The sequence below is a fragment of the Butyricicoccus sp. OF27-2pH9A genome (assembly GCF_027693185.1).
Classification (GTDB): domain Bacteria; phylum Bacillota; class Clostridia; order Oscillospirales; family Butyricicoccaceae; genus Agathobaculum; species Agathobaculum butyriciproducens.
Genome location: NZ_JAQEXK010000047.1, coordinates 256 through 2296, shown reverse-complemented (window position 1 = coordinate 2296; position 2041 = coordinate 256). Strand labels below are relative to the sequence as shown.

The 2041-nt window shown below is 50.0% G+C and carries 2 protein-coding genes and 1 pseudogene; all 3 read right to left on the bottom strand.

Annotated features, from left to right (window positions below; all coding sequences use genetic code 11):
• Positions 1-53, bottom strand: a pseudogene (locus PG722_RS13870) (hypothetical protein); the annotation flags it as partial.
• 105 nt (positions 54-158) lie between these two features.
• A complete protein-coding gene (locus PG722_RS13865; RefSeq protein ID WP_055262334.1) occupies positions 159-1829 on the bottom strand; it encodes a recombinase family protein in 1671 nt (556 codons plus the stop codon).
• Positions 1830-2027, bottom strand: a complete 198-nt coding sequence (locus tag PG722_RS13860) for a hypothetical protein (protein ID WP_006876009.1) — start codon at positions 2025-2027, stop codon at positions 1830-1832. It lies immediately after the preceding gene.
• Positions 2028-2041: the final 14 nt, after the last annotated feature.

The window sequence follows — 2041 nt, the reverse complement described above, 5'->3', positions numbered from 1 at the left end:
GACAGCAGAGGGATAAGCTGAAGGCCGATCAGAACGACACCGCCGCCCGCCATGAGCTGTTTTATCCCCAATTAGGTGTAAAACTCTGCTCGATGGCGGGCGGCGGCGTACAAAAAATCTATATGGTGTTTTTAAGAGAACCGTCCCGGCGGGACAGGTCAGGCAGTGACCTGTTCCACCTCCGGGATGGGTTTGAGATTAAAATGAATTTCGATAGAAATGTGTCTTGTTTTATCTTCGTCAATGCGTTCATGCACGACGATTTCTTTGATTAAGCGGTTAAGGGTGGCTGCGTCCAGCTCTGTGATGTTGGCATATTCCTGAATGGCTTCCACCCATTGTTTTGCGTCATTGGCAAGCTGGACTTCATCAGACAGCCGCTTTCTGCCCTCGGACACTTTTGCTTTAAGCTCCGTCTGCTCGGTCTGTGTCTTTTCCAGCATGGTGTTGAAATTCTGCTCACTGATACGCCCTGCAATCATATCCTCATAAAGCCGCATGACCATTTTGTCCAGAACCTCAATCCGTTCCTCGTCCCTTGTAAGGGAGCGTTCCATTGCTTCCCGCTGTTCCCGCTGCTCTGCTTCACAGGTATTGGTCAGGCGGTCGGCAACCGCTTCCCCGTCCATCAGGGCAGCTCTGGCACATTCCCGGATTTTCCGCAGCACATGGCTGTAAAGGGTGTCATAGTCAATCCGGTGCTGGGTGCAGTGGTTCTTTCCAAAGGCGTTGTAGGTCTTGCAGGAATAAATCCGCTGGGGATGTTTTGCGTTTGTGTAGCGTACCGTCAGCGACTTCCCACACTCGCCGCATTTTAACAATCCGGCAAACAGGCTGATTTCATCGGTCTGCCCCGGACGCTGGCGGGATTTCAGCTTGTTCTGCACAATGTCAAAGCTCATGCGGTCAATCAGCGGTTCATGCTGTCCCTCCACCACAATCCAGTCCTCCGGCTTCTTTTCCCCAATTGTGCCGATTTTGAAACGGTAGTCTTTTTTCTGGGAAGCAATCGCACCGGTGTAGACGGGATTCATCAAAAGGTCTTTGATAACGGAGAAGTCCCACATATACCGCCCGTTTTCCGGGTCTTTCTTTTCCCATTTGGTTCGGGTGTTGCGAAGCCCCCGTTCCCGGTTCCACCATGTGGGGCAGGGGATTTTTTCTTCCTCCAGCCGTCTGCGGATATAGTTCGGACCATGACCGTTCAGGGCATATCCGAAAATCAGCCGCACAATCGGGGCGGTTTCCTCGTCAATGAGCAGATGGTTTTTGTCCTCCGGGTCTTTCCGATACCCAAACGGGGCAAGACACCCGGTAAACTGTCCTTTCTGCGCTTTCAGAAGATAAGAGGAATGGACTTTCTTGGAAATATCCTTGCTGTACATCTCATTCAGGATATTCTTGAACGGGGCGATGTCGTTGTTATCCCGCAGGGTGTCGATACCGTCATTCATGGCAATATAGCGGACACCGTTTCTTGGGAAAAAGTCCTCAATCAAATGCCCGGTTTGCAGATAGTTACGCCCCAGTCGGCTGAGGTCTTTCGTAATGACAAGGTTGATTTGCCTGCGCTCAATGGCTCTCAACATTCTCTGTAAATCAGGACGCTCCATATTAAGACCTGTGAAGCCATCGTCCTGATAGACTGCCACAACCTCCCATCCCTGCTTTTCGCAGTATTTTTCCAGCATATCACGCTGGTTTGCGATACTGGCACTTTCGCCTTGCAGGTCATCGTCCTTTGACAGCCTGCAATAGACCGCCGCACGATAGCCCCCGGCAAGTGCTGAACCGATTGTTCTGTATTCCATTTCGTTCATCATAGCCATTTACCCACACAATCCAGACGGTATCTGGCTCTGTTGAACCTCATCTTCATTATACTTCAAATCTTTCTTTTTAGCAAGATATTCTTTTGTATTTGTTTTGCCGTATTTCTGGGAAATCAGGCTGACGAACACATCGGTGGCGTCCAGTTCCCCGTCAAATACCGTTGTAACATGAATCTCTGTTTTGTTTTTTGCCATAGGCAGTTATCCTC

Coding starts and splice junctions, on each gene's coding strand:
- PG722_RS13865 (WP_055262334.1), bottom strand. CDS start 1,829: ATGGCTATGATGAACGAAATGGAATACAGAACAATCGGTTCAGCACTT.
- PG722_RS13860 (WP_006876009.1), bottom strand. CDS start 2,027: ATGGCAAAAAACAAAACAGAGATTCATGTTACAACGGTATTTGACGGG.